Source organism: Ensifer sp. PDNC004 (assembly GCF_016919405.1).
In the GTDB taxonomy this organism is placed as follows: domain Bacteria; phylum Pseudomonadota; class Alphaproteobacteria; order Rhizobiales; family Rhizobiaceae; genus Ensifer.
Genome location: NZ_CP070353.1, coordinates 1,696,387 through 1,713,211, shown reverse-complemented (window position 1 = coordinate 1,713,211; position 16,825 = coordinate 1,696,387). Strand labels below are relative to the sequence as shown.

General features: G+C 63.6%; 14 protein-coding genes. 9 read left to right on the top strand and 5 right to left on the bottom strand.

Features of this window, described 5'->3' with window-relative positions:
- The first annotated feature begins 196 nt into the window (after positions 1–196).
- From JVX98_RS16575 to JVX98_RS16565, 3 genes are all read left to right on the top strand, one after another.
- Entirely contained in the window at positions 197–1,504 is a 1,308-nt protein-coding gene (locus tag JVX98_RS16575; protein ID WP_205239221.1) for a cyclopropane-fatty-acyl-phospholipid synthase family protein, read from the top strand.
- 140 nt (positions 1,505–1,644) lie between these two features.
- Positions 1,645–3,954 carry a Tex family protein gene (locus JVX98_RS16570; protein ID WP_205239220.1) on the top strand — a complete coding sequence of 770 codons (2,310 nt, stop codon included), beginning with the start codon at positions 1,645–1,647 and terminating at the stop codon, positions 3,952–3,954.
- 194 nt (positions 3,955–4,148) lie between these two features.
- A complete protein-coding gene (locus tag JVX98_RS16565) occupies positions 4,149–4,466 on the top strand; it encodes a hypothetical protein (protein WP_205239219.1) in 318 nt (105 codons plus the stop codon).
- 30 nt (positions 4,467–4,496) lie between these two features.
- On the opposite strand, the gene rkpK is transcribed toward JVX98_RS16565, so the two are convergent.
- From rkpK to JVX98_RS16550, 3 genes are all read right to left on the bottom strand, one after another.
- Positions 4,497–5,810, bottom strand: a complete 1,314-nt coding sequence (gene rkpK / locus JVX98_RS16560) for a UDP-glucose/GDP-mannose dehydrogenase family protein (protein WP_205239218.1) — start codon at positions 5,808–5,810, stop codon at positions 4,497–4,499.
- Positions 5,811–5,979: 169 nt separating this feature from the next.
- Positions 5,980–6,996, bottom strand: coding sequence for an NAD-dependent epimerase (locus JVX98_RS16555; RefSeq protein WP_205239217.1), 1,017 nt, complete (start codon positions 6,994–6,996; stop codon positions 5,980–5,982).
- Between the two features lie 77 nt (positions 6,997–7,073).
- Positions 7,074–7,397: a helix-turn-helix transcriptional regulator gene (locus JVX98_RS16550; RefSeq protein ID WP_034804089.1), complete on the bottom strand. Its 324-nt coding sequence runs from the start codon at positions 7,395–7,397 to the stop codon at positions 7,074–7,076.
- Between the two features lie 50 nt (positions 7,398–7,447).
- On the opposite strand from JVX98_RS16550, the gene JVX98_RS16545 reads away from it, so the two are divergent.
- Positions 7,448–7,930 carry an SRPBCC domain-containing protein gene (locus JVX98_RS16545; protein ID WP_205239216.1) on the top strand — a complete coding sequence of 161 codons (483 nt, stop codon included), beginning with the start codon at positions 7,448–7,450 and terminating at the stop codon, positions 7,928–7,930.
- A gap of 184 nt (positions 7,931–8,114) precedes the next feature.
- Positions 8,115–8,474, top strand: a complete 360-nt coding sequence (locus JVX98_RS16540) for a hypothetical protein (protein ID WP_192447409.1) — start codon at positions 8,115–8,117, stop codon at positions 8,472–8,474.
- A 28-nt stretch (positions 8,475–8,502) separates the two neighbouring features.
- On the opposite strand, the gene JVX98_RS16535 is transcribed toward JVX98_RS16540, so the two are convergent.
- A complete protein-coding gene (locus JVX98_RS16535) occupies positions 8,503–9,246 on the bottom strand; it encodes a L,D-transpeptidase (protein ID WP_205239215.1) in 744 nt (247 codons plus the stop codon).
- 215 nt (positions 9,247–9,461) lie between these two features.
- On the opposite strand from JVX98_RS16535, the gene recO reads away from it, so the two are divergent.
- Both recO and JVX98_RS16525 read left to right on the top strand, forming a co-directional pair.
- Complete coding sequence (recO, locus tag JVX98_RS16530; RefSeq protein WP_192447407.1) at positions 9,462–10,208, top strand: DNA repair protein RecO; 747 nt, start codon at positions 9,462–9,464, stop codon at positions 10,206–10,208.
- Positions 10,209–10,223: 15 nt separating this feature from the next.
- Complete coding sequence (locus JVX98_RS16525) at positions 10,224–10,733, top strand: PaaI family thioesterase (protein ID WP_192447406.1); 510 nt, start codon at positions 10,224–10,226, stop codon at positions 10,731–10,733.
- A 232-nt stretch (positions 10,734–10,965) separates the two neighbouring features.
- Here the strand turns inward: JVX98_RS16525 and JVX98_RS16520 are convergent, their stop codons facing one another.
- The gene (locus tag JVX98_RS16520; RefSeq protein WP_205239214.1) at positions 10,966–12,978 is read right to left on the bottom strand and encodes a PhoX family phosphatase; all 2,013 of its coding nucleotides are present in this window, start codon (positions 12,976–12,978) and stop codon (positions 10,966–10,968) included.
- 195 nt (positions 12,979–13,173) lie between these two features.
- On the opposite strand from JVX98_RS16520, the gene JVX98_RS16515 reads away from it, so the two are divergent.
- Positions 13,174–16,008, top strand: coding sequence for a DUF2339 domain-containing protein (locus JVX98_RS16515; protein ID WP_205239213.1), 2,835 nt, complete (start codon positions 13,174–13,176; stop codon positions 16,006–16,008).
- Between the two features lie 6 nt (positions 16,009–16,014).
- Positions 16,015–16,671: an HD domain-containing protein gene (locus JVX98_RS16510; RefSeq protein WP_192447403.1), complete on the top strand. Its 657-nt coding sequence runs from the start codon at positions 16,015–16,017 to the stop codon at positions 16,669–16,671.
- The last annotated feature ends 154 nt before the right edge of the window (positions 16,672–16,825 follow it).

Below are 16,825 nucleotides of genomic sequence, written 5' to 3'. Positions count from 1 at the left end.
CGGCACCGAAGAGGAGCCAGATGTGTCCCGCCGGATACGCGTGAGGCTACGCCCGTGCCGGTTCTCGCTGCTTCCGGACGCGCTGGCGCCTGTTCCCGATGCGCCCCGCGCAACCACTCCTGAAGCCCCGAACGAGCCGATCCTTCGCATCTCTCATGCACCAGGACACGTTCTGTAGGTCTGCTAGGGGTGGGATATGAATGCAGCATTGTTGACATTGCTTCGCCGTCTGGTGCGCAACGGTAACCTGACGGTCGTATTTTCTTCCGGTGAAGAAGTGATCCTGGGTGACGGCAGTGGAAAGCCGGCATCAATCCGCATCATCGATGCGGAGGCGGAGGCGGCGATCGTTCGCGATCCCGCTCTTCGCTTCGGTGAAATGTACATGGACGGGCGTGTCGTCATCGAGAAGGGCGATATATTTGACGTGCTCTCGATCGTGAAGAGGAACGGGCTCGACAACGCCGCAACGGCGACCAATACGTTGACGGCCCTCTGGCATGTGTTGCGCCAGCAGATGCTGAGCCGCATGCCGGTCAACCGCAACCGGCACAACGTCGCCCATCACTACGATCTCGATCGCAAGCTCTTCAATCTGTTCCTCGACGAGGACTGGCAATATTCCTGCGCCTACTTTCAACCGCGCGGAATATCGCTCGACGCGGCCCAACTCGCCAAGAAACGGCACATCGCGGCAAAGCTCCTGCTGGAGCCCGGCCAGAAGGTGCTGGAGGTCGGCTCCGGCTGGGGCGGCATGGCCATGTACCTGGCCGAATCTTCGGGCGTTGAGGTTACCGGCATCACGCTCAGCGAAGAGCAACTGAAGGTCTCGCGTGACCGCGCCGCCAGGCGCGGGCTCTCCGATCGGGTCCGCTTCGAACTGCAGGACTACCGCACGTTGCAAGGCCGGCAGTTCGACCGCATTGTCTCCGTCGGCATGTTCGAGCATGTTGGCATCGGCAACTACGGCAACTTCTTCGAGAAGATGAACGCGCTGTTGAAGCCTGACGGCGTCATGCTGCTGCATTCGATCGGCCAGATCTACAAGCCCTGGGCCACCAATCCGTGGATCGAGAAGTACATCTTTCCCGGCGGCTATATCCCGGCGATTTCGGAGGTTTTGCCTTCCGTCGAGCGCACGCGGCTCCTGGTGAAGGATGTCGAAATCCTGCCGATGCACTACGCCTGGACCCTGAAAGCCTGGCGCGAGCGCTTCGTCGCCCGGCGCGAGGAGGCGATCAAGCTCTACGACGAGCGGTTCTTCCGCATGTGGGAGTTCTATCTGGCTGCGTCGGAGACGGCCTTCCTCTACGACAAGCACTTCATCTTCCAGCTGCAGATTTCGCCGTCTCTCGGTGCCGTTCCGGCCTCGCGCGGCTATATCGAGGAGAGGGAGCGGCAACTGATCGAGTTCGAAAAGCGCCGCCCACCGCTCGAACCCGTCAACACCTGGGACGTCGTGCCTGAGCGGGAGCATGTCGAGCCTGCCGCCATGGCGTGCTGAACAATCGGCCGTCCCGCCTGAAAGCGGGGCGGCCGATCCATCTTCTGTGGAGTTCCGGTTTTCCGCGGAAGGCCTTCACTTGGCCTTCAAGGTCTGCGCCTTTATGGTCGCCGACCAAACAGCAAAGACGGAATTCCCATATGGCCAGCCCTGCAAAACCCATCGCCGCCATCATCGCCAGCGAAATCAAGGCAACACCTTCGCAGGTCGTTGCAGCGGTCGAGCTGCTCGACGAGGGGGCCACGGTTCCGTTCATCGCACGTTACCGCAAGGAAGTGACGGGCGGGCTCGACGATACGCAGCTGCGTACGCTTGCGGAACGGCTGACCTATCTGCGCGAACTCGAGGCGCGTCGGGCATCGATTCTCGAATCGATCCGCGGCCAGGACAAGCTGACCGCCGAACTCGAAGCCAAGATCGCCGCCGTCGAAACCAAGGCCGAACTCGAAGACATCTATCTGCCCTATAAGCCGAAGCGCCGGACCAAGGCCGAGATCGCCCGCGAGCGTGGCCTCGGGCCTCTGGCAGAGGCGATCCTTGCCGATCGCTCGATCGCGCCTGCCGACCGCGCCGCCGCCTTCCTGACTGCTGAGGTGGCCGACGTGAAGACGGCGCTTGACGGTGCGCGCGACATCATCGCCGAAGGCATGACGGAGAATGCCGATCTGCTCGGCCGCCTGCGCAACCACATGAAGGGCGCCGCCTTCCTGCGCGCCAAGGTCGTCGACGGCAAGCAGGAGGCGGGCGCCAAGTTCTCCGACTATTTCGATCATTCCGAGCGCTGGGCGACGACGCCGGGCCACCGGGCGCTGGCCATGCTGCGTGGCTGGAACGAAGAGGTGCTCTCCGTCGACATCGTCGTCGACCAGGACGATACCTCGCCGGTCAAGCCGGTCGAGCGCATGATCGCCGCCGCCTACAATGTTGGCGGTCACCTGCCGGGCGACAAGTGGCTTGCCGAGATGATCGGCTGGACCTGGCGCGTGAAGCTTTCCATGTCGCTGTCGCTCGACCTCATGCGCGAACTGCGCGAGCGCGCCGAGGACGAGGCGATCCACGTTTTTGCCCGCAACCTCAAGGATCTGCTGCTGGCGGCACCTGCGGGATCGCGGGCGACGATGGGGCTCGACCCGGGCATCCGCACCGGCGTCAAGGTCGCCATCGTCGACGGCACCGGCAAGTTGCTCGAAACGACGACCGTGTACCCGTTCCCGCCGAAGAACGACGTCCGCGGCACCCAGGCCGAACTCGCATCGCTGATCCGCAAGCACAAGGTGGAGCTGATCGCGATCGGCAACGGCACCGGCAGCCGCGAAACCGAAAAGCTCGTGGCCGACATGCTCTCGCAGCTTCCGGCGCCGAAGCCGACAAAGGTCATCGTCTCCGAGGCCGGCGCCTCGGTTTATTCGGCGTCCGAAACCGCCGCCCTGGAGTTCCCCGGCCTCGACGTTTCGCTGCGCGGCGCGGTCTCGATCGCCCGTCGCCTGCAGGACCCGCTGGCCGAACTCGTGAAGATCGAGCCGAAGTCGATCGGTGTTGGCCAGTACCAGCACGACGTCGACCAGTCGAAGCTCAGCCGCTCGCTGGATGCTGTGGTGGAAGATGCGGTGAATGCCGTTGGTGTCGACGTCAACACGGCTTCTGCTCCGCTGCTTGCCCGTGTGTCCGGCCTCGGCAAATCCTCGGCCGAGGCGATTGTCGCCCATCGCGACGCGACCGGTCCCTTTGCGAGCCGCAAGGAACTGTTGAACGTGCCGCGTCTTGGCGCTCGCACCTTCGAACAATGCGCGGGCTTCCTGCGCATTCCGAATGGCAAGGAGCCGCTCGACGCCTCCTCGGTCCATCCGGAGGCCTATGGTGTCGCCAAGAAGATCGTTGCGGCCTGTGGTCGCGACGTCCGGGCGTTGATGGGCGACAGCGTCGCGCTGAAGAGCCTCGATCCGAAGGTCTTCGTCGACGAGCGCTTCGGCTTGCCGACGGTTAAGGACATCCTTGCGGAACTGGAAAAGCCCGGCCGCGACCCGCGCCCGAGCTTCAAGACCGCGGCCTTTGCCGACGGTATCGACGACATCAAGGATTTGAAGATCGGCATGCAGCTCGAGGGCACCGTGACCAATGTCGCCGCCTTCGGCGCCTTCGTCGATATCGGCGTGCACCAGGACGGCCTCGTGCACGTGTCCCAGCTCGCGGATCGCTTCGTCAAGGATCCGCATGAGGTGGTTAAGGCCGGCGATGTGGTGACCGTTCGTGTCACCGAGGTCGATGTTCCCCGCAAGCGGATCGGCCTCACCATGCGCAAGGATGGTGGCGTCGAGACGGGCCGCGAGCCACGGTCAGGCGCACCGGGCGGCAACAACAATCGTGGCCCGGCCCCGCGCCAGCAGAAGCCGCAGCAACCGGCTCAGGGCGCCTTCGGTGCGGCGCTGATGGAAGCGATGAAGCGCAAATAGCGCAGGCATTCGCCGCGGGCGCATCCGGCGCCCCGGCTGTTTGCTTTATAAATTAGCTAATTGTAATAATCCGGCCTTTCCACCATACTGGCTGCAGGGCGGCGCGGGCACACCGTGCCCATGCCGCAGCCGGCCGGCGACGGAAAGGTCAACGCAAACTCCTTCGCCGCGCGTCCGGTGAAAGGAGTTCGGTGATGGTGGGCAGTGCGATCCGCGGCCTGGCATTGGCCGCCCTCTTGGCGGCGGGCGTGGTGGCGCGTCCGGTTCCCGCGATCTCCCAGGCTCCGGTCAATTGTGCCGACCGGTCCGAAGTGATCGAGTTTCTGACGCGGCAATATCAGGAGAAGCCGGCGGCAACCGCGCTGATCAACCAGCAGGCGATCATGGAAATATACGCTGCCGACAATGGCAGCTGGACGCTGATCGTCACCGACGTCAACGGGCGAAGCTGCGTCATCCTCGCCGGCAAGAGCTGGGAAACCCTGCCGCCCTTGCCGATACCCAAGGCCTAGCCTCTGGGGAAGCGAGCTCAGCCGCTCCCGTCAGAGCGACCGGCCGACGCTCGAATAGCTGAAGCCGTGCTTCACCACCTCGTCCTCGCGGTAGATGTTCCTGAGGTCGACGAGAATGGGCGTCTTCATCACGGTCTTGAGCCGGCGGAAGTCGAGTGCCCGGAACTCGTTCCATTCGGTAACGATCACCAGTGCATCGGCTTCGTTGGCGGCCTCGTAGGGGTCGCTGGCATAGTCGATCCCGTCGATCAGCTTCTTCGCGTTTTCCATGCCTTCCGGATCATAGCCGATGACATGGGCGCCGGCATCCTGCAGCGTCTGCACGACCACGATCGCCGGGCTGTCGCGCATGTCGTCAGTGTTCGGCTTGAAGGTGAGGCCGAGGATTGCGATCTTGCGGCCGCGCACGTCGCCACCGGCGGCAGCGATGACCTTGCGGCCCATGGCCCGCTTGCGGTTGTCGTTGACGGCCACCGTCGTCTCGACCAGCCGTACCGGGCTGTCATAGTCCTGCGCGGTCTTGACCAGCGCCAGGGTGTCCTTCGGGAAGCACGATCCGCCGTAACCGGGGCCGGCATGCAGGAACTTCGAGCCGATACGGCCATCGAGGCCGATGCCGCGGGCGACATCCTGGACATTGGCGCCGACCCGTTCGCACAGATCCGCCATCTCGTTGATGAAGGTGATCTTCATCGCGAGGAACGCATTGCCGGCATATTTGATCAGCTCGGAGGTGCGGCGCGAGGTGAAGACCAGCGGCGACTGGTTGAGATAGAGCGGGCGATAGACCTCGGTCATCACGTCCCGTGCGCGCGCGTCGTCGCCAGAAAGGCCGATGACGATGCGGTCCGGCCGCTTGAAGTCTTCGATCGCGGCACCTTCGCGCAGGAATTCCGGGTTGGAAACGACGGCGAAATCGGCGTCCGGATTGGTTTCGCGGATGATGCGCTCGACCTCGTCGCCGGTGCCGACCGGAACGGTCGATTTCGTCACGATCACGGTGAACCCCTTGAGGTTCTGGGCAATCTCGCGGGCAGCGGCATGCACATAGGAAAGGTCGGCATGGCCGTCGCCGCGCCGCGACGGGGTGCCGACCGCAATGAAGATGACGTCGCTGTCGGCGACGGCGGCAACGAGATCGGTCGTGAAGGTGAGACGGCCCGAAGCGACGTTGCTTGCCACAAGCTGGTCGAGACCGGGTTCGAAGATCGGAATGCGCCCCTGCATCAAGGCGTCGATCTTGCTCTCATCCTTGTCGAGACAAACGACGTCGTGACCGAAGTCCGCAAAACACACGCCGGAAACAAGGCCAACATAGCCGGCGCCGATCATCGTGATTTTCATAGGCTCTTTCCCTTGTTGTGTTCCACAGCGAGCTCAGTTCATAGAACGTGCAATTGCGTATTTTTGCAATTGCTTATGCGCTCAGGTTCACACCCATTTATGCTCGATTGCGCGTAAAGCAAGCCGTCTCGCCAACAGAATAATCAGTGGGGATTAGCTGGCGAGCGGCTTACCGGTTCGCGTTGTAGTAATCCTTGTACCAGGCAGCGAAGCGCGCCACGCCCTCTTCGACAGGAAGCGAGGGCTTGAAATCGGTCAGCGCTTCGAGAAGGTCGGGGCAGGCGTAGGTGCGCGGCACGTCGCCCTGCTGCATCGGCAGCATGTTGCGCACCGCCGGCTTGCCGACCGCCTTCTCGACCGTTTCCACGAAGGTCATCAGTTCGACCGGCTGGCCGCCGCCGATATTGACCACGCGGAAGGGCCCCTGGCGCGACAGCGTGTCCTCGGCCTTTTCCTCAGGCACTCGGTTTTCTTCCGCCGGCGCCACGTGGGAAAGCCGAAGAATGCCTTCGACGAGGTCGTCGATATAGGTGAAGTCGCGGCTCATGCGGCCTTCGCCGTAGATGTCGATCGGCTGCCCCTTGTGGATGGCGTCGACGAACTTGAACAGCGCCATGTCGGGACGCCCCCAGGGGCCGTAGACCGTGAAGAAGCGGAAGGCCGTGGTCGGCACCTTGTAGAGATGGGCGTAGCTGTGCGCCATCAGCTCCATCGACTTCTTGGTGGCGGCATAGAGCGTCATCGGCTCGTCGGCGCGGTCGGTTTCGGCAAACGGGATTTTCTCGTTGGCGCCGTAGATCGAGGACGTCGAGGCCAGCATCAGGTGCTTCGGGTTAAGCTCCCGCGCCAGTTCCAGAATGTTCCAGGAGCCGACCAGGTTGGAATCCACGTAGGCCTTCGGATTTTCGAGGCTGTAGCGCACGCCCGCCTGGGCGGCGAGGTGGATGATGACCTCGGGTTCGGCAAGCTCAGCGGCCCGGCGCAGCGCGTCCCTGTCCTCAAGCATGCCGACGACGGGCTTGAAGCCGTTCGAGCGGGCGAGGATCGCATGCCGATTCTCTTTCAGCGTCACGTCGTAATAGGGGGTCATGCCATCGAAGCCGACCACGAAATGCCCTTCGTCGATCAGCCGCTTGGCGAGGTGAAAGCCGATGAAGCCTGCGGTGCCGGTGATGAGGTAGCGCACGACGATGTCCCCAATTTACGTATCGGCCGTTCATACGAAGAAAGGCGATCGATTGAAAGCCGAAACCATCGGTCTGGTTACCGGTCGAGGTCCTGTTGCAGGGCAGACAGCACCGACATCGCATGGCCGGCATACTGGCTGATCCAGCGATCATGGATCGCCTGGATCGGCAATGCGTTCAAATGGTTCCAGCGTTCGCGCCCCTCGCGACGGACGAGCACGAGCTCGGCCTGCTCAAGGACTTTGAGGTGTTGCATGACCGTGCAGCGGTCGAGATTGCTGAAGCGCTCGCACAGCATGCCGGTGGTCTGCGGCTCCTGCCGCATGGCGTCGAGCATCTGCCGGCGCAGCCCGTTGGCGAGCGCCTTGAACACCAGGTCGTCTTTCGAATCGGTTGACATGTTGTATTTCTATAACATAATCTCGTTGGTATCGACAGGAGGAATACGCCATGCCCTTTGAATTTCGCGTGAACGGACGGATCGGCCGCCCTGTCGCCCAGGTTTTCGACGCGGTCGTCAATCCGGACCAGCTCAGCCGCTACTTCGTGACGCTCGGTGGCATCAGCGGGCCGCTGGTCGCCGGCGCAACCGTGACGTGGTGGGGCGAAGTGCCGGTCCAGGTGGAGGTGGTCGAGCCCAACGAGCGAATCGTCTTTTGCTGGGGTGCCATGGTCGCCGAAGGCGAGGATGCCTACCAGACCCGTGTGGAGATGCGCTTCCAGTCACTGGAGGATGGCGCAACGATGGTGACCATCGCCGAAACGGGCTGGCGCGAGAACGGGCAGGGGCAGAAAAGCTCCTACGTCAACTGCGAGGGCTGGTCGCAAATGCTCGCCTGCATGAAAGCCTGGCTCGAATACGGCATCAATCTGCGCGACGGCTATTACCTCAGCGAACTCTCAGGCAAGCCGGCGCTCGAGCCGCAGGCCTAGAAACCCGCCTGGAGCGGTAACGCCGCAAGCGGAAGGACATCTCGAGGCAGCAGCAGGAGCGCCCGTCGCACGTTCGTGCAAGCGGGCGGCGCTTTCGCTCGCTTGCGGCAATTCTTCGTGGGCTTTGACAGATCAACATCGCAGCCGCACCCAGACGGGTCGGCGGCCAACAGGAGCGTGCGTCATGACGAAAATTACCGGTGGTATCAACATCGCAATGAAGGTCCCCTCGCATCAGTACGAAGCGGTGGTCGCCTTCTATCGCGACACAGTTGGCCTCGAACCCATCCCGGAAAAGTTGCCTGCCGTCGGCTTCAAGCTTGGGCCGAACCAACTGTGGATCGACGAGGCTGCGAATTTCAGCCAGGCGGAAGTCTGGCTCGAACTCTTCACCGATGACCATGCTGGTGCCCTTGGGCAGCTCGCCGCCAAGGGGGTCGTACGCTGCGACGCGGTCGAGGATCTGGGCGAGGGCTTTCGTGGCGGCTGGATCATGAACCCGGCCAATATCGTACACATGGTCAGGGCGCCGGACGCCTGGTAAGGCGCCCGGCCGTCGCTTTCACCTGTCCTCAGTACATCGGAGGGAGGCCACCATTGGTGGCGCTCGCCATCGGGATGCCGCCGGCCGGCTCGGTCATCGGCGGTTCGGCCTGCAGCACGACGACGCGTGAATCGAGCGGCACGCGGCTGTAGAGGTCGATGATATCGGGGTTGAAGAGGCGGATGCAGCCGCTCGAAACGGCCTTGCCGATCGACCAGGCCTCGGTCGTGCCGTGGATGCGGAACAGCGTGTCGCGGTTGCCCTGGAAGAGATAGAGCGCGCGCGGTCCGAGAGGATTGCGCACGCCCGGCTCCATGCCGCCGGCAAGCGGGCCGTAGCGTTCCGGCTCGCGCTCGACCATGCTTTGCGTCGGCGTCCAGCGCGGCCATTCGGCCTTGCGCGCGATGCGCGCTTCGCCTTCGAATTCGAGACCGGCCTTGCCGACGCCGATGCCGTAGCGCATCGCCATGCCACCATCTTGCACGAGGTAGAGGAAGCGGTTTTGGGTATCGATGACGATCGTGCCCGGCGGCTCATGCGTCTGGTAGGCGACCTGCTGGCGCAGATAGCGCTTGTCGACCTTGCTGATGTCGATGGCATCCAGCGGGAACTTTTCGTTCGGCAGCGGACCGTACATCGCCACGTAGTATGGATCCGGTCCCTTCGGCTTGGCAGGCCCCGACGTAGTGACGCAGCTTGCGAGCGTCGAGGTGGCGAGAAGAAGGGCGAAGAGCTGCGCCAGGCGGCCGGCGCTGTTCCGGGACACACACATAATTTGAATTTTGATCCTGCTGATTGTCATTTTCGGGCGGGAGGCACGGCTTTTGCCGCTCTTCCGTTCTAATGTCAAAGACGGCGTCGGGGCGGCGACAGCATGTCGCAAATGAGGCAACCGATGAGTGTGGCCGAATGGCGACAGTCGGCAATGGTGCTTTGCGCTCGCAACATAGCTTGATCCGCTTTCGACCACGGGTGTATGCCATAGCCATGCAATGGAGCGATCAGGCCATCATTCTCGGGATCCGGCGGCACGGCGAAAGCTCTGCTATAGTCGAGGTCATGAGCGCCATCCACGGCCGGCATCTCGGCATGGTGCGTTCCGGCCGCTCGCGCTCGATGCAGCCGGTGCTGCAGCCAGGCAACTCGGTGGAGGTCACCTGGCGCGCCCGGCTCGACGAGCATATGGGCGAATTCCGAATCGAGCCGGTTGAGTTGCGCGCCGCCCGGCTAATGGAGACGGCGACCTCCGTCTACGGCATCCAGGCGCTGGGCGCGCTCTTGCGCCTGCTTCCCGAGCGTGACCCGCATCCTCATCTCTATGAGGCGCTGACCGTTATCGTCGATCATCTGGCCGATCCCGCCGATGCCGGCGAATTGTTCGTGCGCTTCGAACTCGCAGTCCTCAACGATCTCGGCTTCGGCCTCGATCTGACCGAATGTGTCGCAACCGGCACCCGCACCGAACTCGTCTACGTCTCGCCGAAATCGGGCAGGGCGGTTTGCCGGGAGGCGGGAGAGCGTTATGCCGATCGCATGCTGGCGCTGCCGGATTTCCTTTCGGCCGAAGCGCGAAGGGCTGCGGACCACGACAGCCTTGCCGCCGCCTTCCGGCTGACGGCCTTCTTCCTTCACCGCCATGTCTATGAACCGCGCGGCCTCGATGTTTCTTCCGCCCGCGACGGCTTCGTCCATGCGGCGCTGAAGGCGCTGAAAGCGCAATCCTCGGCCGCCTGACCCCAGGAGTTTTCGATGCACCAGGAACTTTACCCCGGCATGGCCGTGTCCGGCATCGGCGTGTTGTCGCTTGACCGCGTCGCCCGCGACGGCGGCCTGAAGGCGATGCAGGATCTTTTGAGCGGCGACCTGCCGGCCCCGCCGATGTCAAAGACGCTGAAGTTCGGATTAAGCGAAGTGGAAGAGGGGCGGGTGGTCTTCAGGGGACTGCCGACCGAAGAACACCTCAATCCGCTCGGCACGGTTCACGGCGGATGGACGGCAACGATCATGGATTCGGCCCTCGGCTGCGCGGTCTTCACCACGGTCAAACCGGGGGAGGCCTATACGACGGTCGAGTTCAAGGTGAACCTCGTGCGCCCGCTGCTGCCCGATATGGGCGAGGTTTTCTGCGAGGGACGCATCGTGCATCGCGGCCGCACCATCGCGACCTCCGAGGCCTGGCTGCGCGACCGGAACGGCAAGCTGCTCGCCCACGGCACCGAAACCTGCGCCATCTTCCCGATCGACAATCTCAGGCGTTAAGCAATTCCAGGAAAAGTGCGCAGCGGTTTCCCGTCCGGAATTGCGAACCGGGAAAGCCAATTCCAGGAAAAGTGCGCAGCGGTTTCCCGTCCGGAATTGCGAACCGGGAAAGCCAATTCCAGGACAAGTGCGCGACGGTCTTCCGTCCGGAATAGCGTCGCTGTAACCACCTTTGAAATAAGAAACGCCGCGCTGAGTTGCGCGGCGTTCTTGCTTGTAATCGCAGTCCTGGTCAGCCGATGCGGCCGCCGCCCTGCTTGGTCACGGCAACGACGGCCGGACGTACCGGCATGTCGTCCTTGAAGTCCGGCCAGCGAGTAGCCGGGGTCTCGTAGGTAGCAAGACCGGCGTCGCCCGGATGCTGGACGGCCAGGAAGAAGGTGTCCGACGTCGGGTTGAAGCAGGGGCCGCACATTTCCGCACCGACCGGCACGCGGAAGAAGAGCTTCGACGTGCCGCGGGCGGCACCGTCCGTGTCGATCGCCCAGATACCGTCGGTGCGGCCGGTGTCCTTCTCGTTGTTGCCGTCGGTCGAAACCCAGAGACGGCCGTCGGTGTCGATGGCGCAATTGTCGGGCATGCCGAACCAGCCGTTCTTGGTGGTCGCGGTCGAGAACGAAGCGCCGACATCGGCCACGCTTGGGTCGCCGCACTTCAGGAGCACGTCCCAGCGGCTCTTCAGGGAGGCGAAGTCGCCATCGGTCTCGGTGATCTCGACGATATGACCGAAGGCGTTCTTGGCGCGCGGGTTGGCGGCGTCGACTTCGTCGGCCTTGCGCTTGGTGTTGTTGGTCAGCATCACGTAGACCTTGCCCGTCTTCGGGTTCGGCTGAACATCTTCCGGACGGTCCATCTTGGTGGCGCCGAGCGCGTCGGAGGCGAGACGGGTGTTGATCAGCACGTCAGGCTGCGAGGCAAAACCGTTGGCTTCGGTCAGCGGGCCCTCACCGTGCGTCAGCGGCATCCAGGTGACGGTGCCGTCCTCGTCGAACTTGGCGACGTAGAGCGTGCCCTCGTCGAAGAGGTCCATGTTGGCGGCGCGGTCGTCAGGGTTGAAGACGCCCTTGGTCACGAACTTGTAGACATAGTCGTAGCGCTCGTCGTCGCCGGAATACAGCACGACGCGGCCGTCCTTGTTGACGATCGATTCGCAGCCTTCATGCTTGAAGCGGCCGAGAGCCGTGCGTTTCTTCGGCACCGAGGTCGGGTCCAGCGCATCGACCTCGACGATCCAGCCGAAGCGATTGGCTTCGTTCGGCTCCTTGGAGACGTCGAAACGGTCGTAGAAGGACGCCCATTCATACTGTCCGCCCGGTGCGCCGAGCCGCTTCAGCTGCTTGTATTCCGGATGGTCCTCGGCGATCTCGCCGCCGAAATAGCCGTTGAAGTTTTCCTCGGCCATCATGTAGGTGCCCCAGGCGGTGACGCCGCCGGCGCAGTTGTTGAGCGTGCCGAACACCTTTTTGCCGGTCGGGTCGGATGGCGTCTTCAGGCGGTCGTGGCCGGCGGCAGGGCCGGTGATCTGCATCTCGGTATTGACGGTGATACGGCGGTTGTTCTTGCCGTCGAGAACCGGCTGCCACTTGCCGTCGACCTTGCGGATCTCGATGATCGTGCCGCCATGGGCAGCCATCTCGATGTCGACAAGCTCCTTGCTGTATTCGCCGAGAACGACCTTCTCTTCCTCGACCTCCTTGCCGTCCTTGGTCACCTTTTCCTTCACGACGCTGGCGAAGGCCGGGAACATCAGCTCGGCATTGGTGTATTCGTGGTTGACGACGAGCAGGCCATGGTCGGCGCTGCCGTCGAGCGGGATGAAGCCGACATAGTCGTTGTTGTAGCCGAACAGCTTTTCCTGGGCAGCAGCCGTCTGGTTCTTCGGGTCGAACTCCGGGCTGTCGGCGAAGATCTTGTCGCCCCAGCGCAGCAGGACGTCGGCATCGTAGCCTTCGGCGACATGGTGCTTCTCGTCGACGCCGGCTTCGATCTCGGTGAAGTCGAACTGTGAACCATCCTCGGCGCGTGCCTCTTCGGCGGTCAGGAGAGCGAGCGGGCTGACGGTGGTCGAGATCGCGGCAACGGCCAGCGAACCGCCGATGAACGAGCGGCGGGAGAAGCGGCGATGGATGATGTCGCCCATCGTCGGATTGGCGGAACAGTTATGGCCGACATCTTCCAGCTCTTCCCTGCGTTCCGTCAGCGTCTTGAATTCGGTCTCTTCCGTCTGGGCGAGATGCTTGTCCATGATCGGGTCTCCTGGTTGAACGATGGAAACCACCGCGCGAGGCAGCGGTGTTCATCCGCCTGTACCAGCTGCCCGATGACAGTTCTGCGACATTTCCGTGAAGAGATTACAGCGCTCGGCCGTCTATAGATTTGGCGCTTGCACAAAAGTCTGTATGGTTGCGCGCGCCGGCGATTGCGACTGCCAGGGGAAAGTATGTTCGAACTTATTGCTTTAGCTGCCTTTATTCTGGCCCTGTCCGCCTATCTCGGCAACCGCAGGACGACCGAGCGCCTTGGTGCCGAACTGGCCGCCCTCAAGGCGGAGGTCGTGGCGCTGAAGGCTGCGCCGGGCGATCGCGCTCCGGCCGAAGGAGCGACCGAGGCGCTTACGGCTGCGGACGAATTGCCGGCTGTGCTGGAGACGCTGGGGCCAGAGACACTGGACGATGCTGCCGCCGCCATGTCGGCCAGCGCGCGCGAAGGCGCCCGGACTTTCGGCGATTCAGAAGGAGCCGCGGCCGAAATCGAGGGCGAGGAGACGATCGCTGCCAGCACCGAAGCACCGCAGCCGGTTGCAACGCCACCCCGTCAGACCGAGAGCCTCGAGAGCCGCCTCGGCGCCCGTTGGGCGGTCTGGGTTGGCGGCATCGCGCTGGCGCTCGGTGGCGTCTTCATGGTCAAGTACTCGATCGACGCCGGCCTGCTGAGCCCGGCTGTTCGTCTGACGCTTGCCGCTTTGTTCGGCCTCCTGCTGATGGCCGCTGGCGAGGTCATCCGTCGGCGCGCCGTGCCCGTGATCGCCAACGAATTCCAGAATGCCATGATCCCCGGCATCCTGACGGCCGCCGGCGCCGTCACACTCTTCGGGGTCGCCTATGCCGCCTACGGCATCTACGACTATATCGGCACAGGCACGGCCTTCGTTCTCTTGGCGGCGATTTCGCTTGCGACTGTCGGCCTGTCGCTGCTGCATGGGCAGGCGCTCGCTGGCCTCGGCCTGCTTGCCTCGCTCGCAACGCCGCTGCTCGTCTCGAGCAATGAACCGCGCCCCTGGGTGCTCTTCGGCTTCCTCTCGATCGTGTGGCTCGCGACCTTGCTTGCGTCGCGCCTGCGCAGCTGGACCGTCGTTCCGACCTTGGCCAATGCGGGCGTCGGGCTTTGGGGCCTGGCCTACATCACCGCGGTCGCGCCATTCGAACCGCGGCCGGTCGCCTTTGCGCTGCTGGTGATGATCGTTGGCATCGGCCTCATCTGGCCGGGCGCCACGGAAGCGGCGCCTGCGCCCGAAGCGCCAGAAGGGGCCGAGCGACGCGGCGCCGTTGCCGGTCCCTGGGAGCGGCTGTTCATCCCGCCGCATGCGGCCATCTCCATTTCGGCTGCCGTCGCCGCCACCGTGCTTGCGCTCCTTCTCATCAGCCCGGCCGTGGCCGCGGTCAAATATCCGGTGACGGAGTTTGCCGTCGTCGTTGCCGGACTGGCGATCCTTGGGGCGTTCAGGCCGACCGCAGTCTATCCCGCCGTGCTCTCTGCCCTCGGCGCTGTCGTCGGCGTCTGGAGCCTGACGGCGCTGAGCGGCGTGCTCGCCTATCTAGATCCTTCGCTGGCCGATGCCCTTCCGGCTGTCGTCCTGTCCGGGCGCACCGCCATGTTCACCGCTATGCTGCTTGCTGCGCTGTTTATCGGCCTCGGTGGTTTCGTGTTGTCGCGCCGGCTCGTCGCCCAGCCTCAATATTCGACGCTCTGGGCGGGCATTGCCGCGGTCGTTCCGATCGCGCTTGTCGCCATGTCGTTCCTGATCACCGGCAACTATTCCTTCGACCTGCCGCACGGCCTGTTCTCGCTCGTCGCCGGGGCGGCGCTGCTGGCGCTTGCGGACTGGCTCTACCGCCGCGACGGCGCGGCCGAGGCGCGCGAAACGGCGGCCAGCCTGCTGGTGGCCGGCTCGTTCGCCCTCTTCGTGCTTGCTCTCCATGCCTGGACGGACGGGCTGGTCACGACGCTTGCGATCGCCGTGCTCGGCACCGCCTACACACTCGCGACCCGCGTCCGCACCTGGCCGATCCTGCCGTGGATGACCGGCGCGGCGGCCATCGTCGTTCTGGGGCGCATCGCCTGGGAACCGACGATCGTCGGTGCCGGCAATCTTGGCACGACGCCTGTCTTCAATGCCTTGCTGCCGGGTTACGGCGTTCCCGCCGTGCTGCTTGCAGGCTCCGCCTATTTCCTGAGATCCTGGCCCGGCACGCGGGTGCGCAACCTTTTACAGGCGCTCGCCAGCCTCTTCGTATTGCTGACGCTCGCGATCCTGGTGCGCCACGCGATGAACGGCGGCGTGCTCGACAGCGCTGTGCCGACGCTCGGCGAGCAGTCGATCTACACGCTGCTGGCAATCGGCGCCTCGGCGATCTTCATGAGCCTCGACATGCAGTCGCCGAGCCCGGTCTTCCGCTATGGCGGTATGGGCCTCGGCGTGCTTTCGATGCTGTCGGTGCTTTCGGCGCATCTCCTCGGCCTCAACCCCTATTTCAGCGGCGAACTGCTTGGACGTATTCCGTTCTTCGATCTGCTGTTGATCGGCTATCTGCTGCCGGGGCTCGGCTATGCCGGCCTTGCCTGGTATGCGCGCGACAAGCGGCCCTTGCCCTATGTCATGGCGCTTGCCGTCAGCGGCGCGGTGCTTGCCTTCGCCTGGGCGAGCCTCACGGTCCGCCGTGTCTGGCAGGGGGAAAACATCGCGGAGTGGAAGGGCTTCCTGCAGGGCGAGACCTACACCTACTCGGTCGTCTGGCTGCTGCTCGGCGTGTTGCTGCTGGTGCTGGGCTCGCGCTTCCACGCCAAGAGCATCCGCATCGCTTCGGCCGTTCTCGTCTTCGTCGCCGTGCTGAAGGTGTTCCTGATCGACATGTCCAACCTCGAAGGTTTCCTCCGGGCTCTGTCCTTCATCGGCCTTGGCGGGGTATTGATCGGAATAGGGCTCTTCTACCAGAAGATCCTGTCCGGCGTTGTCGCTGCACCGACGGCGCCGGCAAAGCCTGCCGAACAGCAATAGGAAAGCATGACAGAGATTTCGAAACTCGCGGCCGCCTTCGCGCCGCATGAGGAGCTTGCTGCAGCGCTGCTGCCGCATGCCTTTGCCGCCGATGACGGCTCGCACGATGCCGCGCATCTGATCCGGGTCTGGAAGAATGCCGCCCGCATCCAGGCGGAGGAGGGTGGTAACGCGCGTTTGCTCGCCGCCGCGGTGCTGCTGCATGACTGCGTCTCGGTCGAGAAGAATTCGCCCTTGCGCACCCAGGCGTCGCGACTGGCGGCTGAGAAGGCGGCGGGCATTCTGAAAGATCTCGGTTGGGGCGCGGATGAGATTGCCGCGGTGGCGCACGCCATCCTGACGCACAGTTTCTCGGCCAACATCCCGCCGGAAACGCTGGAGGCGAAGATCCTTCAGGATGCCGATCGGCTGGATGCGATCGGCATGGTCGGTGCTGCCCGCTGTTTCTATATCGCCGGACGCATGGGCAGCGGCCTTTACGACCCGCTCGATCCATTGGCCGAGGCGCGGGCGCTCGACGACAAGGCGTTCGCCATCGATCATTTCGAGACCAAACTTTTCCGGCTGGCCGACGGCTTCAAGACCAAGGCCGGGCGCCGGCTCGCCACGGAACGCGAGCAGCGGCTGCGCGACGTGCTTGCCATGATGCTCGATGAAATCTAGTTGCCGGGAAGGGCGTGTCGCGCTTCTTTGTGCGGGTGTGTAGATTGCACCGGAACATTTCTCCGTTTCCATCAATCCGAGAAATGATCTAGGCCTTTCAACACATTGTGCCGTGCTGATGAATCGGATCGTCAGGCACGTGAATCAGTTTCTG

Coding starts and splice junctions, on each gene's coding strand:
- JVX98_RS16575 (WP_205239221.1), top strand. CDS start 197: ATGAATGCAGCATTGTTGACATTGCTTCGCCGTCTGGTGCGCAACGGT.
- JVX98_RS16570 (WP_205239220.1), top strand. CDS start 1,645: ATGGCCAGCCCTGCAAAACCCATCGCCGCCATCATCGCCAGCGAAATC.
- JVX98_RS16565 (WP_205239219.1), top strand. CDS start 4,149: ATGGTGGGCAGTGCGATCCGCGGCCTGGCATTGGCCGCCCTCTTGGCG.
- rkpK (WP_205239218.1), bottom strand. CDS start 5,810: ATGAAAATCACGATGATCGGCGCCGGCTATGTTGGCCTTGTTTCCGGC.
- JVX98_RS16550 (WP_034804089.1), bottom strand. CDS start 7,397: ATGTCAACCGATTCGAAAGACGACCTGGTGTTCAAGGCGCTCGCCAAC.
- JVX98_RS16545 (WP_205239216.1), top strand. CDS start 7,448: ATGCCCTTTGAATTTCGCGTGAACGGACGGATCGGCCGCCCTGTCGCC.
- JVX98_RS16540 (WP_192447409.1), top strand. CDS start 8,115: ATGACGAAAATTACCGGTGGTATCAACATCGCAATGAAGGTCCCCTCG.
- JVX98_RS16535 (WP_205239215.1), bottom strand. CDS start 9,246: ATGTGTGTGTCCCGGAACAGCGCCGGCCGCCTGGCGCAGCTCTTCGCC.
- recO (WP_192447407.1), top strand. CDS start 9,462: ATGCAATGGAGCGATCAGGCCATCATTCTCGGGATCCGGCGGCACGGC.
- JVX98_RS16525 (WP_192447406.1), top strand. CDS start 10,224: ATGCACCAGGAACTTTACCCCGGCATGGCCGTGTCCGGCATCGGCGTG.
- JVX98_RS16520 (WP_205239214.1), bottom strand. CDS start 12,978: ATGGACAAGCATCTCGCCCAGACGGAAGAGACCGAATTCAAGACGCTG.
- JVX98_RS16515 (WP_205239213.1), top strand. CDS start 13,174: ATGTTCGAACTTATTGCTTTAGCTGCCTTTATTCTGGCCCTGTCCGCC.
- JVX98_RS16510 (WP_192447403.1), top strand. CDS start 16,015: ATGACAGAGATTTCGAAACTCGCGGCCGCCTTCGCGCCGCATGAGGAG.